Source organism: Pragia fontium DSM 5563 = ATCC 49100, from assembly GCF_900112475.1.
Taxonomy (GTDB): domain Bacteria; phylum Pseudomonadota; class Gammaproteobacteria; order Enterobacterales; family Enterobacteriaceae; genus Pragia; species Pragia fontium.
Window position 1 is genome coordinate 475,551 of sequence record NZ_FOLW01000001.1, and the last position, 18,479, is coordinate 494,029.

An 18,479-nucleotide genomic window follows, 5' to 3' on the forward strand; every position below is an offset into this window, starting at 1 on the left:
TATCGCTATGGGTGGCATCAGCTTACCTCAAATTATCGGCATTGCAGTCGCCGTTGGCATTGTTATCTTCTGGCAAAAGCGCCAGCGTGACAAAGCTACCGCGCTACGCAAGCAGCAAGATAACCAGCAAAACAGTCAGGATTAATCATGTTTTAATGACAAAAATTCAATGACAAAAATAATGCTATTCGCTCAGGTTGATAGCGTTATTCAAGGAGCTTGTCGATGAATGTGGAATTGAATGTTAATGGACTCAGCTATATCGCCTCATTTCCAGACCAAGATATACGCGAACTACACCTGCCGCTACTGCGCAAATTAACCGCATTACAACAGCAAAAAAAACGGCGCTTGATTGTCTTTCTGGCTGCGCCTCCCGGTATTGGTAAATCAACCCTGACCTGCTTCTGGCAAACCTTATCCCATCAGCATATCGAGTTGCAGAACCTTCAGGGACTGCCCATGGATGGCTTTCACCACTATAACAGCTATCTGGATGAACATAATCTACGCGCCAGAAAAGGCGCTCCGGACACTTACGATCTGGGGCTGCTGAAGGACTATTTAAAACAGTTAAATCAGCCGGAACCCTGCTGGCCTAGTTACGATCGTAACCTGCACGACCCCATTCAAAATGCTATTCAGGTCACCGCTCCCATTGTGGTGGTAGAAGGTAATTGGTTACTACTCAAAGAACCGGGATGGCAAGAGCTGATACATTATTGTGATTACAGCATTTTTATCGGTAGTCCAATTGAAAACCTGAAGCAGCGCCTGATTAATCGCAAAATGAAGGGCGGATTGCGCCATGCTGATGCAGAAAACTTCTTTGAAAACTCCGACAGTTTGAATGTAAAACGGGTTTTGGCCAACAGTCAGCGCGCTGATTTAACCTTAATGATGCTGGAAGATGGTTCATATCGTCCAGTGGGCAGCCATAGCACCCTGTAAAGACGATCATTTGGCTCTGACCGAACAACTAAAATATGGCTCCCGGCTTGTTCGGGAGCCATGATAAAACATTGAAATAGCCTGAATATAGCACGCCAGATACAAGGTTAAGTCTCTACTATCAATTGAAATCACCAAAAAACTCACAGAGCGTTCGCTAAAATAAGTCATATGTGTCATGGTTCTTCACTTCAAACGCAGTATATTCTCCAATGAACCAGATTAACCCCCGCACTCTCTTTGACAGGCAGGCTAAGTTTTTGCTCAAATACCGCAACGTGTCTACTTACCCCATCCGCTATTGGAGTAACCTGATGTCTCATCAGTCATTATTAAAATTATTATGTCTCTTCTTTGGCCTCTTAACCCCGGTTGTTGGGTTCGCCGCAGATATTGATGGTTCAACGCTTAGTCTGGCTTGGGGAATTCCGTTTGTCGGCATTTTGCTCTCTATCGCTCTTTGCCCGTTAATTATCCCAACCATTTGGCATCATCACTTTGGCAAAATTACCGCACTCTGGTCGGTACTGTTTCTGATTCCATTTACCATGACCTTTGGTATGGATCTCAGCGTAGGTTTGGTTTCCCATGCCATGCTGGCGGAATACATCCCATTTATTATTCTATTACTGTCGCTATTTACCGTTTCAGGCGGCATTTTGGTCAAAGGTAACCTGCACGGTTCACCCAAGCTGAATACCGCCCTGTTGGCTATTGGCGCGGTATTAGCCTCACTGATGGGAACCACCGGCGCTGCGATGCTGTTAATCCGTCCGCTAATTCGCGCCAACGATAATCGCAAACATCGGGTTCACGTCATTATTTTCTTTATCTTTCTGGTGGCCAATATTGGCGGCGGCCTGACACCTCTCGGCGATCCACCGCTGTTTATCGGCTTTTTGAAGGGAGTAGACTTCTTCTGGACTGCTCAGCATATGCTATTACCGGTATTTATCTGTACGGCGGTATTACTGGTGCTGTTCTATCTGGTCGATAGCTATTACTACAAACGTGAAGATGAACTTGAACCACGGGATCCAACACCTGACTCAAAATTACGTCTATACGGTAAATTTAATTTTATTCTGCTATTAGCCATCGTTGGCAGCGTATTACTCTCCGGCTTCTGGAAACCCGGTATCGAGATCACTCTACTCGGCGTTCATATGGGGCTACAGGATATTAGCCGCGATGTTCTACTGTTGGTCATCGCCGGTCTCTCTATGCTGTTTACCGCGAAGCAGATTCGCTCTGCCAACCAGTTTAACTGGGAGCCGATTCTGGAAGTGGGTAAATTATTTGCCGGTATCTTTATTACCATAGGCCCGGTATTGGCAATACTGCGTGCCGGTCAGGAAGGCCATATGGCGGGCTTAGTCGCGATGGTGTCTGACTCGCAAGGGGCACCGATTAACGCCATGTATTTCTGGCTGTCTGGCGCGCTATCTGGCTTCTTAGACAATGCACCAACCTATCTGGTGTTCTTTAACCTAGCTGCCGGTGATGCAGCGACGCTGATGGGCCCACTTCAACAGACTTTACTGGCTATCTCTATGGGTTCCGTGTTTATGGGCGCGCTGACCTATATTGGTAATGCACCAAACTTTATGGTGAAGAGCATCGCCACCCAAAGCGGCATTAAGATGCCGAGCTTCTTTGGCTATATGAAGTGGTCATTCGGTATTTTAATCCCGTTGTTCTTAATTTTGACCGGTATTTTCTTTCTGGTTTGATTATCGAGGGGGTTGAAGAACCTGAGATAAATCATGCAATGGCAATTGGTTAAGAAAGTGCCAAACGTTAGTTTTATTTGTTGCCCTTTTATTGAGCGCTGGAATTCAGCCGACAACTGAGTGAGGGAGCACGCCCATCAGGGATGATGGGCGAGGCGCTGCTTCGTCTGGAACGAATCAGCGCCGGTGCGTTAACCCGAACGAAGGAGGAGGGCAGTCGCCGAAGGCGGCCTGGATTCAGGGGCGAAGGCGCGGAGTGCAGAGGCGCTCGCCTTAGCGCCTCTGCTCGGCCACGTGCACCCACGTTGATTCATTCTCTGTACTGATAGTGGACGAAACTTTCGCTGTCATTAAACTTAACTAACCATCAGCAGATTATTTCAACTATCAATAACCAACCATCGCCGACATTGAAACCATAATAATCACAAACAATATACCAAACGCAATCAGTGCTCCAGCCAGATTGGTTCCGCCTTTAGCGGCTAATGCCGGAACGATATCATCGCCTTTGGCCACAGCCAGGGTTTCGGCAATTTTCTTATCCATATGCTGTTTATAGAGCTTATTTGCCAGCATACCGGCACCAATCCCCAAAGCGATGCTGGTTACGTTCATCATGGCTTCAGATACTCCCATTAGTGATTCAATCACCGTCAGCAAAAAGCCAAGTCCCAAGTAAATCGCCGCGTATCCGTACATTTTGCGATAAATAAACCAGAACACGCCCAGAAAGAACGCCGCCCAGTTCCAGCCTTTAGGAATATCCTGCCCCTGCGGGAAGAAAGAATAATACTTACTGCCAACAAAAATTTTCGAATATTCATTGGTTGCCGCGGCTGGCGTACTCTGAGCGGTACCGGTAATAACGTCAGAAACCGCATAAGGATTTACCGAAGCTGACTCATCACATACCACGCATTCGCCGTTATCATTAACCGACATATTTCCACATTTCGAACACTTATCCATGACATCTTCCCGTATTTATCGCAGTTTATTCTCTGCCGTTCACATCGCCGGATAGCAAAAATCGGGCTTATAGTATCGTTCATAGGTGGGGTTTTCAATAAAACCACCGTGCTGATAAGCTCAGCACGGTGGTTGAATATCTGAAGTTTTTTATCTCTGCGTACAGATAATCATTAGAGGAATAGCATCAAAACAGCGAAGATATACGATTAAGCACCGGGGTAAGTCTTAATCAATTCAAATACCCCGTTAATAATAAATTGGATACCCATACACACCAGTAAAAAGCCCATCACCCGAGAAATAGCTTCAATACCGCTTCGGCCAACGCGCTGCATAATCATTCCGGAGCTACGTAGGCTGATCCACAATATCAGTGCCAATATCAGGCTGGTGGCAATCACCGAGCCATAAACAACCCATTCACTGTAGTCCAACACCTGATGCCAGGTTGATGCCGCGGAAATCACCATAGCGATAGTTCCCGGCCCCGCAGTACTCGGCATGGCAATAGGCACAAAGGCGATATTCTGGGTGGCGGGTTTGATTACCTTAGCGCCCTCGCCCTCTTTGTGTTCCAGAATTTTATGAGCACTCGGCGGCGGAAACAGCATTCTAAAACCAAGATAAGCCACAATCAGACCGCCGGCGATACGCAAACCGGGAATAGAAATGCCGAATAACTTCATGACTACTTCACCACAGAAGAATGAAATAATCAGAATCAAAAAGACATAAAACGAGGACATCATCGCCTGACTGTTCCGCTCTTCCCGGCTCATATCTCCGCTAAGGCTAAGAAACAGAGCGACAGATGTCAGCGGGTTAGTCAAAGGAATCAGCAATACCAGCCCCAGACCAATCAGGTGTAACATTTGCAAAATGGCATCCATTATTATGGGCTCACTATTATTAAGTTATAAAACAATAAAACGTCAGCATTAACCTGTCGGCTAAAACCAACGCGATGCCGTACACAGGGCATACAAAGGATAAGTTAACCTGACGTTATCATTCGAGCGGCCAGTATAGATAGCGCGACGGAATTAATATTAGCAACCTGAGCCTAACGCCGCATTAAGATTCTATCCGCCGGCAAATTTGGCCATTTTTTTAGATATATTGCGCGGAATTGTTTGAAAAAAAAGCAACTAATCAGCTTTTATAGCCTTACTGAATTAAAGTATTTGACCTTCACCGCGTAATCCGGTTTAATGTCGCTCCACTGCCCGGATAGCTCAGTCGGTAGAGCAGGGGATTGAAAATCCCCGTGTCCTTGGTTCGATTCCGAGTCCGGGCACCATATTTAGAGAAATAGACGTCAATCGACGTCTATTTTTTTATTCAAAATTCAGTCACACTCTATCAAAACTAACAATTACCCCGACGGCTCCTGCTCTATTTTATCTGATATCGTTAGAGTAACTGCCTGAACTCTCTACTGGTATAGTGGCTACCTTGGTCCGAGTGATATGATAATCCTGTAGGTTTACCTCACGCTTCCCAGGCTATTGTCAGGGCTTTTCCTGTCAGTGCGGAGTCTGAAGAGAATGACATTACCCAACCCACAGCTTTACGTGAAAACAGACCCAATATAACGGCCAAATATGTCCAATGTTTTCCCGTCCAGATATAGGTCACATCACCACACCAAACTTGATTTGGCTCAGTTAGTACACATAGCGAAAAATAATTAAGGAACATCATTGTTCAAATAAACAAATAGCAGTTCGATAGTAGAGACAGACACTATTTACCAGAATTGTAATTCAACTTAAAAAATTTCTTATTTCGCAATAGATTAATTTTAACTACCACTTACCAATCTCTAGTTCATAACATCTTTGGTTCATAATAGATAATGGGCTTCTGAAATTTTAGGATGTCTTGGGTTGTGAGTACACACATTTTAGTTCCAAGTACTTTTTGAGATTTCCAGCGTCAGGTTATTCAGGGATTAATGAAATCACTCACTGTTGTATTCAGCCAGCGATCTGTGATCTCCCTCGCTTCATTTAGTATGATGAACAGGTGAAAATCCAGTATTTCTGTCCGGTAAGTCTGGTTAAACCGTTCGAGAAACGCGTTTTACGTCAGCTTTCCCAGATTGATAAATTCTAGCATCATGCAATGGGCTGAAGACCATGCATGATGCTAGAACCAGTGATATCCGTTTCGGCCGCGATTCATCCACATTTTTAGTAGATACCCTCGGTTTACCACTATCCTATCCAGTACCCGAACGACCCACTTCTGGTGCTCTGTGAATCGGAATATAAATTTTAAAGAAAGTATAAAAATCTATCTGCTAGTTTATTTTTATCTTCTATATTTTATATTCTAGAGAAAATCTCAACATTACTTTTTCTGCATCTCACTGACATTTGTTATTGGAAGACAGAGCCACAAATAGGATAAATCTTAATATTCTGCTGATGTTTTAAATTAGCTAATCATGGTGTGTAGTAAAACCAATAGCATTTAGTGTTACTGACTATAACAATTTCTATTTTAAAAAAATTTCATGTAGAGGATTCATAGAATGTTAACAACAAAACAGATTTCTGCAGGTATCGTAATTGGTAGCCTTTTATTAGGTGGCTGTACTTCTAAGGTTGCTAACAATACAGAATTATCTGGTTTCTTGTCTGATTATACTCACTTGCAGAAAGTGAATAGTCCTTCAGGCCAAACCGTATTGCGCTGGGTCGATCCTTCTGTCAATAGCAAACAATTTACTAACCTCTATTATGAGCCCATAAAATTCTATCCGACACCTAAACCAACAGCACAAATCAGTCAGGATACCTTAAATAAAGTGCTTAGTTATACTAACCAGAACATCAAGTCTGCTTTAGGTCAGAGATTTACGCTGGTTAACAGTCCTAAAGGAGCGAATACTTTAATATTCCGAGGTGCAATTACTGGCGTAACTACTGCTAACGAAGGTCTGCAATTCTATGAAGTTATTCCTGTTGCGTTGGTTATTGCCGGAACTATGGCCGTAACCGGAAATCGAAGTCAAGATACCCAATTGTTTTTTGAAGGTCAGTTCATCAATGCAGCAACTGGAAAACCTGTATTTGAAGTTGTACGTAAAGGCTTTGGTAAGCAATTGAATAACGACTCCCAGAAACTCACCGTGGAAGATCTGAAAAAGATTGTTACTGATATGGCTTCAGACATTACTCATTATCAATAAAATAGTGGGCAAACTTAATCCTGATATAGGTTGACCGTTTTCGACTTTAAAACGCCTGATGTACTTCATCGGGCGTTTTGTATGTACGTGATGTCCGCTACCTCATCACACCACACTGCAACATAACGCGCTCATTACAGAATTCTGAAGGCTTTGCTGCGCCTGTGGCTACGCGTTCCAGTTTTCACTGGGATGACGAATTGATAAAGCATTGCACAAATATTCGACATCAATAATCAATTCTATATATCTATCAACGCCATAGTTTCTCTCCCTAAAAAACCTTATTCCCCCCAACAAACAAAAAAAGCGTACAGTGCCAAAACACCATACGCTTTATCAACCAACTAATATCAGAAGCGGTACTTAACCCCCACCGTCACAGAAGTATCACTGTAACCATTGCCCCCAACCTGCTGGCCTACGTTAGTCCACAAGTTCAGGTGCTTGTTCACTTGGCCTTCAGTACCCAGCTTCAGCTCACCAACGTTACGGCTACCTGACTGCTGCTTAACTTCGACCCCGTCCAGTACTGCCCCAGCCTGCTGGCTGTTGTACAACCAGTTAGCTTCGGCATAAACGGTAAACAGCTTATCGGTGCCTTTATCTTTATCGCTGACGCCATCACGAGAGATCTTCACGCCCAAGCGGGTTTGAACATTGTCTTCTCCTGAAGAGCTAATTAGCGAGCCACCTGCTTCCCGGTGATCATCAGCTTTAATACCGTTCCAGTTCACCTGAGCCTGCGGCGTAATAAACACCTCGCCGTTAGCACTCTGATACACCGGTAAACGATAACCAGCCTCTAATGAAGCACTAAAGCCATCCATATCATAACGTTCGCTGGCCGCTTCATCGCCATTAACTTCTGCATTCAGCCAGCTGTACTGCACCCAGCTGTCCACATAAGCGCCGTTCAGTGTCGCTGCATCCTGATACCAAGTGGCATAAAGACCGGTGCTATAGCCATCAATCGAACTCTTGGCTTGAGCGCTGATTAAGTCGGAACGCACCTTACTATCTGCTTTACCATAAGCCATCATCACGCCCAGCCCCAGACGGTCATCATTAGCAAACTGTGTACTCAGCACTTCACCACCACCCTGTACCACATAGCTATTGGTAGCCGTTTTTAGCTGACCACTGCTATCGCGATGTTTAGTGCGAGAACCGACTTGACGCAGCCACATGCTGGAGTCTTCCGCCCGGCCATCACGGTCGGATAAGCGTAGGCTAAACAGCTGACCTGCCGCCGCCATATTGGCCATGTAACCTGCCGCTTCCGGACGACGTATTGACTTCTTGCCATCCAATTCTGAACGCAGATACCAGTGACCATCATCCGGCGTGGCAATACCGCCCTTATACAGGAAGTATTCATACGCCCCGGCCACAGCTCGGCCATTCAGGGTAAACTGGCCATTGGAACTACCACCTACCTCAATCAATTTAATGCCGTTAGCGGTCTGCACACCAGCACCGCGGGCACTGCGTACCACAACGTCAGATTTGCCTGCTGTATCGCCGGTAATCACCAGACGATCGGTAGTCGCCTTATCGCCATCAAGGTCGGTATTAAACACCACGGTGCCATTATCACCGATATAGTTACCGTTAATGGTAAAGGTACCCTGCGCCTGAGCGCCGCGGTTCACCATTGAACCTACCAGTAAGGTACCCTGATTCACCACGTTACCAATCACGCTACCGTAGCCACCTAACGCACCATTTTTCTTAATGGACACATCGCTGGTCAGGCTGGCTGGCGTTTCCCGACTAACTTCACTAGTCGCTTTGCTACCCACCACCAGAAGACCATCTTCAATTTCGGTTAACGAGGCGCTGACCTGATTACCATCAATCTGCACCGTTCCGCCATCGCGCTTAATGATTTTTCCGCTGCCGGAGATACTATTGTTCAGCGTCCAGATGGCATCATCTTTCAGCGTACCCAGCACCAGCGTACCTTCATTATTCACTTCGGCCGTTCCCAAGTGGCTATCGCTGTAGACACCCAGCGTACTGCCACTTTCGGTGGTGAAATTACCGGCATAGTCACGGTTATCTCCCCCCAGCGTCATATTGGCATCGCCGCTTAACTGCACCTTACCACTGCCTTTCAGACCGTTTAACAAAGTGCCCTTCGCGCCGTCCAGGTGCAGCAATCCTTCATTAGTAATGATGCCCTGACCCAGCCCCTGCGGTTTGGTCAGGCGCGCGGTTGCTCCACTGTCGATGGTAGTAGCGCCCGTAAACAGACCGCTGTTTTCCGTCAGGTTCAGAACGCCATCCTTCAGGCTCAATAAGCCCTGTCCGGTAAAGCTGCCATCCATTTGCCCGCCTTGGCTAACGGTCAATTGGCCGCCATTGATATCGATCAGGCTATTGCTCATGGCATTCAGGCTACCGACGGTCTGGCTGTTACCGTTCAAGTCGATCCCAGTGCCACTTTGTAGATTTAACGCTGAGGTCTGACCAAAGCCATTATCGGTAATTAATACCACCTTACCGCTATTTACATCGGTCGCTCCGGTGTAATTACTGGCTGCATTACCAATACGTACCGTACCAGTCGCGTTAACGGTAAAGCCGCCTTCACCGGTCAGTTTAGCCCCTAGCGAGTTATCCACCGCAGTGCTGTTATCCAACATCACCGACTGGCCGGCAAAAGCATCAATCTGACGTAATCCGTAACCAATATGGATACCGTCATCCTTCACCACGGCCAGATAGTTGTAATGGGCGTTACCCACCGCAGTCGCTCCCTGATTAAGAGCAATGACAATGTCATCCGTCAGAGTATTGCCTGCGCTATCGGTTAGTCCTAATTGACTACCAGCACCGTTGACCTTGTCGGCTGCCACAATCTGGTCATACACATAATCATCTTGATCAAACAGCGAAGTGCCGGTTGGTGGCAACAGATTCGGTAACAGCTCTGGTGTAGTGACCACCAGCTCACCACCGCCACTCACATCCAGATTGTTCACCGCCAAATGCCCGGTTGGTCGCTTGTCAGTACTACTGTAACCGACCTCCAGATGCCCACCGTTCATGACCAAATTACCCAGAGTATTATTGCCATTAAGCCGGAGACTACCCACCTTACCGGTGCTGCGATGACCGCCAAGCACTAATGTGGCATCCGCCATCGTTGCACTGGCAGCGTTATCCAGCGCAAAGTAGCCATTATTCATCACTACTTGACCCGTAAAGCTTCCACCGTTACTGGTCGCATTCAGGCTCAGGGTGCGATCTTTATCCCCTAAATCAACGGTCATGCTACCGCTACCGGTTAGTTGACGGGTAAAATCAAGATCAGCAGCGACTGATTTCAGAATCGATAACGTACCGCTAGCGGCCAGATCGATTACGCCTTCAGCACTGGCTAAGTTATTCAGATTTTCAACCTGTAGGGTACCGTCGGCAACGTTTAGCTGCGCAGTATTTGCACTGTTGTCGCCGGTCCAGACTAGCTTACCCGCACCTTCTTTGGTGAACGAGTTTGCCGCATTACCTTGGTCATTCCAGCCGTTCATAGTGACGGTTTTATCACCGTCCACAATAACGCTGCCTGCCTGAGCTAACGTCACATCACGATCGGACGTCATATCCGCCGTTATCTGTAATTTACCGCCGTCCAGAACCACTTGATTAGAGGATGCACCCAAATGGGTATCTTTGGAGATAGCGACAATGCCATCTTTAATCTGGGTATTACCGCGGTAAGTATTATCACCGCTTAACGTCAGGGTTCCGCTGCCGGATTTAACCAGTTCGCCCACGCCGCTAACCATCGCCGCCAGCGTGACCGCTTCGGTATTATCCACAATAAACTCACCGGCGTTCTGTACCGCACTGGTATTACCCAAATGTTGATTGTCGTTAACCGTTAAACGGGAGGTACCGTCAATCGCCAACGTACCGCCAAATTGACTGTTATCGCCGCTTAAAAGAATATCACTGCCATTCTGGCTATTGAGCTGTCCACGACCGGACAGATTATTCGCCAACGTGCCAGTGGTATTATCCAGCGAAGCATCACCTTCAACGATAATATTGCCGCTACCCAAAGCCAGCACATCTTTTAATAATGCTTCAGCGCTTGCTTCTATGGTCGTAGTGGCGCTCAGGCTATCATTCGCGTTATTAACGGTCAGGGTTCCACCCGCCACCGTCACGTTTCCGCTACCGGTTAATGCACCAGATGAATTGCCGCCGTTGGTCAGAGTCAAATGGCCACCGTTCAGATTTAGCGTGGAATTCGCTGTGCCACTCAGTGCACCAATAGTCTGGGATTTACCGTTAAGATTAGCGGTAGTGTTCGCCGCCAGATTCAGCTGTGATGTGTTACCCAGTGCGTTATCGGTTCCCACTATCAGGGTACCGGTTTGCAGATCGGTCACGCCGGTATAGCTGTTATCCAGATTACTTAAGGTTAGCGCATCCGCACCGTTACCAGCCTTGATACCCAAATCCCCGCTGCCAGTGACTTTAGCTGACAGCACTTTTTCGTTACTCAATCCGGTATTAATCAGCAGTTGGTTAGCGCCTCTGGCTAACAAATCAAGCTGAGACAGGCCATAACTGACATACAAACCATTCGCCAGCCCATCATTGTCTTTAGTGGTTAAGCGATAGTCGTAATGCGCATTAGCCGCATGGTCAGTACCCTGCATTACCGAAGTGGTGGAGACATTGGTAATCACATTACCGGCCTCATCGGTGATCGCGATATTACCGGCCTCACCTACCACGGTGGTAGCACTGACCAGCTGCATTAATGTTTTGCTCTGCTGATCCAATAAACCGCGCTGCGGATCCGGGCCAGTTACCTTGCTATTTTCCACCTGATTGCGGGCGATTTTTATCTGACCAGTTTGGCTGACGTCCAGCGTATCTGCGGTAATCGTCGCCTTGGAAACCGTGTTATGCGGAATACGGCTACCGAAGTCCATGGTGCCGCCCTTAAGCGCCAAACCACCGATGATTTGATTACCTTCTCCAACCGTGGTGGTGTTATTCGCCATCACCGCTAAAATAGCGTTTGTCAGGGCTGAAGTATTAAAACCACTTAACGCGAAATCGGTACTGTTCATCTGCACGGTACCGGCAAATTGATTGCCACTGGTATTGGCAAAATCAAAAGTAGTACCGGACTGTACGTCCACTAAACCTGTTCCAAGTAGGGCATGATTCAGGGTATAAGCCGCCGTCGGGTTGAATACCAGAGATGACGTATCATCAATAGCAATTTTACCCGTTGTGGTGTTGGTATCACCCATTTGGATTTGTTGGGATGTGGTGAAGCTGGCGCCATTGACCAAATTAATCTGGTCAAAATGCTGAATTACCGAGGCATTCGCCAGAGTATAATTCGCACCATCAAAAGTCAGGCTATCATCGGCCCCGCCGATACCGGCATTCAGGGTACCGAAGGTCGCAGCGCCTTTAACGGTAACGTGGTGTTCCCCGTCATTGGCACCAATAAAGCTGACAATATGGGCACTGTCCGCCAACGTCAGGCTGTTTTTACCTTTACCGACAGATAGCGCACCATTCAATGTCGCACTATCACTCAAACTTAGCGTGTTATTGCCATCTCCCAACGTTGTGGTTGTACCGGTAGTATTGCCGGTTAAGGAGAGGCTATTTGCACCATCACCCAGCGTAATAGCGCTTAATATCGCATCGTTAAGCGTGAGAGTGTTATTACCGTCGGTGGCGGTCAGTGTGCCAATGGTCGAACCATCAATACTGACCTGATTATCGCCACGACCCAGAGAGAGCGTTCCCGCGGTTGAAGCGCCATTCAGATTAATCTGGTTATTGCCTTCACCCAGCGTAATATCCCCCAGCGTACCCGCTGTGGCGGTTAAGGTGTTGCCACCATCGCCCATCACCACGTCAGATACTCGGGCATTGTCCATCGACAGGGTATTATTTCCGTCACCCAGAGTCACATTACCCGCTTTCGATTCACCGGACAACGATACCTGATGAGCAGCTTTACCCACCAGAATCACATCACCAACGGTGGAGGCATCCGTCACGTTTACCGTCTGAACCTTATCGCCAGACAGTTCAATGTTGCCAGTCTGCACTGAACCACCGGATGCAGTAACAGTATTGGCTCCGCCATTGGCTTTAATATTACCGGTCAGCGTACCGCCGGCCAGATTGATCAGATTATCACCGGTCGCAAAATCCAGGAAACCGGTAATGTCGCCGGTATTAGTGAAGGTTTTATTGCCGGTATTTGACATGGCTATCGCCGCAATATCGGCAGAAGAAGCTTTAATGGTGCCGCTATTGTTAATGGTTTCAGCATCATGCACATTCAGTACATTGCCATCAGCTACCGTCGAATTTGAAATCAGGTTGCCCGAGTTAGTAACCGATTTAGCCCCTTCCACATCAATCGCCGATCCGCCAGTGGTATTGAGAATATTCACGCTGGCGCCGGTATTCACCGTCCGGTTCTTACCGTCAAGGGTAGCCTTCACGCCGATACCACTGCCTGATACATTGACGGTTAACGCAGCTGAATCAGAAAAGTCTAAATCAGCAGCTACAGCGCTGTTATCTTCATTGAGGTATAAAATGCCGGTACCATCTGTCACATCAATGGTGCCGGAGTTAGTTTTCGCCAGTGAGGCACCGGTTTTGATCCCGATACCACTACCACCAACCATAATTTGGGTATTATCCAGCTTGATCCCACTGATGCCGGCGATATTATGAATACCGATACCGCTGGAGGTGGCATCACTCATATCAATCACCGTATTGGCAACGTTAAGTGATACCGCTCCGGTATCCAGCAGGATACCGTCCGCCGTTCCTTTGGCGACAATGGTGCCGGTCCCGGATACCGCACTCAGATCTAAACCTGCGCCCGCATCAACGTGGATCGCGGCTTTGCCGTCTACCGCAGTAATGGTGCCAGAGTTACTGATGGAACTCTTTTCACCCTTGATATGAATCGCAGTGCCGTTGGCGCTGATATTGCCGGTATTGGTCACATTACCGTTATTGACGTCAATGGCAGTATGATGACTTCCCTTGGATAAATCGATGGTGCCCTGATTATTTACCGTACCGCCATGCTGAGCCAGAAAGGCAATCGAGTCGCTGCTGCCATCGCCGGAGCTCACTGAAGCGTTATTTTCAACAATACTGCCGCTTCCGGTTGATTTACCCACTACCGCATTGCTGCCGGTAACATTGAATACCGCGCCCAGAGCAATAACCGCCTTACCGGCATTCTCTGCCAATACCCCAGTGGCATTAGTGCCTACTGTGATCTGACTGGTTGCCCCAAGTATTGCCTCCGATCCCACTCCGCTAACCCGAACACCGGAGGTTATTTTGTCACTATCGACTTTGCCAGACAGTGCCAAATTTAGATCGCCAGCAAACGAACCACCGTCGGTAACATAAAACAGGGTCGCTCCGTCGCCGTTAACCTGCGTTAATTCACCGCCCGCTTCAGTAATAATGTTAGAGCCCGAGCCTGATACCCAAAACGCCACCTGATCCGACTGATTGGTATCAAAATTCACCTCGACCTTATCTTTTAGCGTCACGGTGCTACCACCCGAGGCTCTTACCCCTACCGAACCGGATCCGTTCATATTGACTGACGCTGCGTTAATGCCATCACCGACGGTGACCGCTACTTTCGCCCCTTCAGCTAACACACCGACGGTACGTGTTGCGTCGTCGCTGCCGTTCCAACTACCGTTTAGAATAAGATTACCGGTAGAGCTCAGCGTGGTTTGTTCAGTATTAGCTGAGGCGACCAAGCCTACGCTACCGGCACCGTTCAGCGTGATATTACCGCTGTTGGAACCAACGGCACCTTCAGCCACCCGAATACCGGTAACATTATCACCGGTAAATTCGATATTTCCGGAATTGACTAAACTTGCCTGATTACGGGCAATATAGCCGGTGACACCATTAAGAGATGAAGTGAGGTTAGCCGCGGCAACCAGTCTGGTCGTGCTGTCTATCGCACCATTATTACTACCGTCAAGTTTATGCCCCTGACCATCAGCAATAGCGGCAATGGCACCTTGACCGCTTAAGTTAATGACGGTGGAATTATCGATAGTGCCTAACGCACCACCTTCGATTTTAACCCCAGTAGCGTTAAGGCCGCTGACATTTAGGGTCAAGCCGCCGGCACTTACCGTGGTTCCTGCATCCGTGCCAACGATAATCGCTGAACCTTCTCCGCTGGCGGTCATCGTCGCACCGCCAACGCCACTTAGGCTGGCGCCACCAGCGATACGCATTAGCGTTGACTCAGCGGTAGAAACATCCTGATTGCCGGTACTGGTATTAATAATTGACGAGCCAGCGCCGTAGATATAGTAACCAATCTGGTGCGTGCCATTACTGAAGTTAACCGCACTATCGCCGCTTAAGGAAATAGTTCCGGAATCACTGGCATATACCCCAACGGTATTGTCTCCCAACAGGTTAATATTGCCGCCGGTGAAGCTAATTAAAGTAGATTTACCTTCTGACCAAGCACCATAGTTAACGAAGCCCTGAGACGTATCGTTACCATAAACATTGATAGTACCGGAGGAAGATATTTTGCCATATCCAGTCGTTTTAAGGGCGATGTTGCCATACCCACGCACATTAATCGTACCGGTATGAAACATATCGGCGACATAACCAGCAGGATTACCACTTCTGGATATACCAACGTTAGCTAATACATTGGCGGCTTCTTTACCTGCGCTATCCCGATTACCATCCAGATTAATGGTGCCGCTATTGGTGAAATTAATGTAACCACCGCCAGCATTACCTCTGAAAACGCTGGTACCTTGAGCCTTCTGACCAACGTTAACCGTTCCTTTATTCTCTGAGGCGACATTGTTTTTAACCGCAGTAGAAAATAGCACCGCATCGGAGCCATTGCCGATACCAACAAAAGAACCATCGGTAGGATTAATGCCAACATTAATCACACCATCGACATCATTGAGGAAGGAACTATCGGCGTCATTGAAACCTAGTCCACGGAAACTATCATAATTACTGTCGCTGGTATTATTCTCATAGGCTGCAAAATTAATAACGCCGGTATTCTCAAAACGCCCACCGCCACGCACATTAATAAGCGGGCTATAGGAGTTCATATTCTTGCTACTACTATAAGAATTAATCGTGCCGACGTTTTTAAATAACCCATCTTTCCAAACAACAATCGCCTGCCGTGGCGTATTATCGGCCTCAGCCTCGCTGCCCAATTCAATCAAATTATTATTGATAAAGGTGGCTTTTTTATTGACCAGTATGGCAGTTATAGCACCGCTATAAAGTGAACGGATGATGCCGTTATTAATGCCCAGCGCAGAGTCCGTGACCACAACCATGCCATATTCGCTTTGCGAACCAGGTGACGTTGAGTTTATGCCAAAACTCATAACGCCAGACATCGATGTGCCATTTAACTGAGTCAGAACCGCATCTTTGGCGATCTCTACGGTAGCATTTGCCCCCTGACCTTTCAGTAAAGCTTCACCTAATCGTCCAGTGCTCAGCTCTGGGGCAATCCCGCCACCGGAACTGGAAATAGTATAATCATAAACATATTTAGTGGTCTTATAAGCTCTTGATAGCTCTTTATCATAAACCGGTTGAGAAGTAAGACGCCCCGCTCTCACTTCATCAGCTAGCCAATCCAGATAAACTTTATAGCTGTCAAAATCGGTCACTGTTTTCGTCGAACCATCGTAGGCGGTAAATTCGCCAAGATAGGTGGTATGGCTCAACCCTTTGCTGCCAATAACGGGATCGCTACTGTCTGGAAAAATATTGGTTACGTTCATCGGGCGATAGCTATTACTGCTCTGCCATACCACTTTTGCCTCGCTGGCTCCGGTACCATCCGCCAAAGCCATTGTGGTATTACGACTAACCGGATTAAGTAATTCAGCCTCTACCTTAAGATTAGCAATACCATTGGTGACCTTAACAAATCCCGCATCATAGAAAAAAGTCGCCGGACCAGGCATTGGAACAGAACTTATTACGTCGTTAATACCATTGGAGTTAAGCAGTGAAGCCCCGGGGGAAATAGAGATATTCGTCGTTACCCCAGCCTCGTTGGTTAAGGTAACGATTTCTTTTTCTGATGCTTTAAAGTCTAAAGAACCATTTAACGTTTCAGGATCAATACCTGAAGCCGCTCCCACACCTGTAGCCCAGCCATTATCGTAAGCATCTTTAATGCTAATACTCGTAACCTCAGGTCTGTCAGTTCCTGCTGTTTTTATTGATGTTGGACCATTAACCGTATAGTGACCACCGTCATCGATGGTTAATGCCCCTGCGCCATTGTTGAACTTCTCGTAATCCCATACCTGATTATCCAAGGTACAAACGTTAAATTCATCACAGGAAGCTGCCCCTGACCAAGCGATTGCTGGCTGAGCCACAGTAGAGAGTAGAGATGCCAGAGCTAAACCCGCTATTCTTTTATTGGTTTTAGTTTTCGTTTTACCGCGACTTAGCTCTGAAGTGACCACCCATTGGCCTAATGCACTGTTCCATATGATTCGATAAATTTTATTCATTACCTATTCCCTTCGCCATTATTCCCTAACAAAAATAACCAAATAAAGCTCTGGTTAACTAATTTAAATACTCCACATTATTTACAATAGTATTGTAGTAAGAAGCACATAAGCTATGCGTAACACATAGGAGGTGACACATAAGAAACCAATCAAAAAACGTAAAGAAATTAGCTAAAATATATTACACCCTATAAATTACTATTCAAAATTAATTAAAAGACACAGATTAATTAATAAAATTAAAATATCTGCATCAACAATACATTTCACTATATATATAATATTGAAATTCGTTATTGAACCTAAAATAAGTATATATCAACACTCCTTTTATATAGTTTTTTATATTGAATTTTTACCATATATAGATTTTAAACCCAAAAATAAAGAAAAATAAAGAAACATAAGCCAGCAGCAAAACGACACTATAATCACCATGAACAGTTTAAATAACCGTATCCAGCTAATTTATTTACATGTATTACGAAAAAAATCAGAATCATCGACTAAAAAAACAAAATAATACTACTTTCTGGTTAACCCATCATAACGTTAGATTTATAATCCCGCGCCTTCTGATATAAAACAATAAACAGTGGGTCTTCAAAAATCCAACGGACAAACTCATTCATGAGGTTTCCTGATATCCAAGGCAATGGATATGCTATCAGGCCGATTCTTCCCGCAAAAATAACAGTTTTAACAACTTTATATTTAAATTTATATATATCCCGATAACAATATTCACATTATAACAACGAATAATCATTGGCGATCTTTTGTCGCTATCCGTTAAGTGGTTATAACAATCAGCAAAAAATGATGAATATAATAACTCTCTGTTTAATTACACTGAATTATTTGCCACCAAATAAAAACGTAAGGTGACTTATTAAAAGCAAAGAAAACAACAGCGACAAATGAAACAGGTTGATTATTCTGTATTATCTATAGTTGCACGGAAAAATCTGGCCTCAGTGCCTAAATTGGTCAGTTAAACTTAATGAGCGCGAA

General features: G+C 46.2%; 7 protein-coding genes, 1 tRNA gene and 2 pseudogenes. 5 read left to right on the forward strand and 5 right to left on the reverse strand.

Annotated elements, in window-relative coordinates; translation table 11 throughout:
• Positions 1-7 precede the first annotated feature (7 nt).
• The 3 genes from BMZ28_RS17420 (at position 8) to BMZ28_RS02090 (ending at position 2,684) form a co-directional block, all read left to right on the forward strand.
• A complete protein-coding gene (locus BMZ28_RS17420) occupies positions 8-145 on the forward strand; it encodes a hypothetical protein (protein WP_169052205.1) in 138 nt (45 codons plus the stop codon).
• An 80-nt stretch (positions 146-225) separates the two neighbouring features.
• The gene (locus BMZ28_RS02085) at positions 226-951 is read left to right on the forward strand and encodes a nucleoside/nucleotide kinase family protein (RefSeq protein ID WP_074820358.1); all 726 of its coding nucleotides are present in this window, start codon (positions 226-228) and stop codon (positions 949-951) included.
• 314 nt (positions 952-1,265) lie between these two features.
• Positions 1,266-2,684: a sodium:proton antiporter gene (locus BMZ28_RS02090; protein WP_047779914.1), complete on the forward strand. Its 1,419-nt coding sequence runs from the start codon at positions 1,266-1,268 to the stop codon at positions 2,682-2,684.
• A 387-nt stretch (positions 2,685-3,071) separates the two neighbouring features.
• On the opposite strand, the gene BMZ28_RS02095 is transcribed toward BMZ28_RS02090, so the two are convergent.
• Both BMZ28_RS02095 and BMZ28_RS02100 read right to left on the reverse strand, forming a co-directional pair.
• Positions 3,072-3,656, reverse strand: coding sequence for a DUF2628 domain-containing protein (locus tag BMZ28_RS02095; RefSeq protein WP_083399614.1), 585 nt, complete (start codon positions 3,654-3,656; stop codon positions 3,072-3,074).
• A gap of 209 nt (positions 3,657-3,865) precedes the next feature.
• Positions 3,866-4,540, reverse strand: coding sequence for a MarC family NAAT transporter (locus tag BMZ28_RS02100; protein WP_373876080.1), 675 nt, complete (start codon positions 4,538-4,540; stop codon positions 3,866-3,868).
• A 343-nt stretch (positions 4,541-4,883) separates the two neighbouring features.
• Here BMZ28_RS02100 and BMZ28_RS02105 point away from each other — a divergent pair.
• Positions 4,884-4,959: transfer RNA gene (locus BMZ28_RS02105), tRNA-Phe, on the forward strand.
• Positions 4,960-5,075: 116 nt separating this feature from the next.
• Here the strand turns inward: BMZ28_RS02105 and BMZ28_RS02110 are convergent.
• Both BMZ28_RS02110 and BMZ28_RS17590 read right to left on the reverse strand, forming a co-directional pair.
• Positions 5,076-5,330: pseudogene (locus tag BMZ28_RS02110) on the reverse strand (DDE-type integrase/transposase/recombinase); the annotation flags it as partial.
• Positions 5,331-5,565: 235 nt separating this feature from the next.
• Positions 5,566-5,903: pseudogene (locus tag BMZ28_RS17590) on the reverse strand (integrase core domain-containing protein); the annotation flags it as partial.
• Between the two features lie 295 nt (positions 5,904-6,198).
• Between BMZ28_RS17590 and BMZ28_RS02120 the strand changes: the two are divergent.
• On the forward strand, positions 6,199-6,858 hold the full coding sequence (locus tag BMZ28_RS02120; RefSeq protein WP_074820364.1) for a DUF3313 domain-containing protein: 660 nt from the start codon (positions 6,199-6,201) through the stop codon (positions 6,856-6,858).
• 353 nt (positions 6,859-7,211) lie between these two features.
• On the opposite strand, the gene BMZ28_RS02125 is transcribed toward BMZ28_RS02120, so the two are convergent.
• Complete coding sequence (locus BMZ28_RS02125) at positions 7,212-17,462, reverse strand: autotransporter outer membrane beta-barrel domain-containing protein (protein ID WP_074820366.1); 10,251 nt, start codon at positions 17,460-17,462, stop codon at positions 7,212-7,214.
• Positions 17,463-18,479 lie beyond the last annotated feature (1,017 nt).